Source organism: Burkholderia sp. BCC1638, assembly GCF_902833195.1.
GTDB lineage: Bacteria > Pseudomonadota > Gammaproteobacteria > Burkholderiales > Burkholderiaceae > Burkholderia > Burkholderia diffusa.
Map to the genome: position 1 here is coordinate 1 of NZ_CADFEC010000154.1, position 432 is coordinate 432.

At 76.6% G+C, this 432-nt stretch carries 1 protein-coding gene; it reads left to right on the forward strand.

Annotated features, from left to right (window positions below):
* Positions 1-432, forward strand: a 432-nt coding sequence (locus HWX22_RS31670) for a DUF1254 domain-containing protein (RefSeq protein WP_175917035.1), incomplete at both ends; no start/stop codon positions are given.

The window sequence follows — 432 nt, forward strand, 5'->3', positions numbered from 1 at the left end:
GCGGCTGGCTCGATGTCGGCACCGAACCGCTGATCCTTTCCCTGCCCGATACGCGCGGCCGTTACCTCGACGCGCGTGTGCTCGACATGTGGACCAACGTGGTCTGGTCGACGGGCGCCGAGGCCAATCCGCGTAATGGAAGCAGCCGGGCGCAAACGATTGCGCTGGTCGGGCCGGGCTTCCAGGGCACGCTGCCGGCCGGCGTCAAGCGCGTCGACCTGCCGGCGCGCCACGCCTGGCTGGGCGTGCGCGTGCGCAGCGGCGGCGCCGGGCGCGAGCTGGCCGAGGCGCGGCGCTGGCAGCGCGCGGTTCGGCTGGTGCCCTTGTCGGCCTGGAGCGCGCGTCCGGCGCGCGGCGCGGCCGCGGCGGGGGCTGCCGCGGCCGACGCGAACGCGGACAACGGCGCGGCCACCTCGGCAAGCGCCGCTGCCC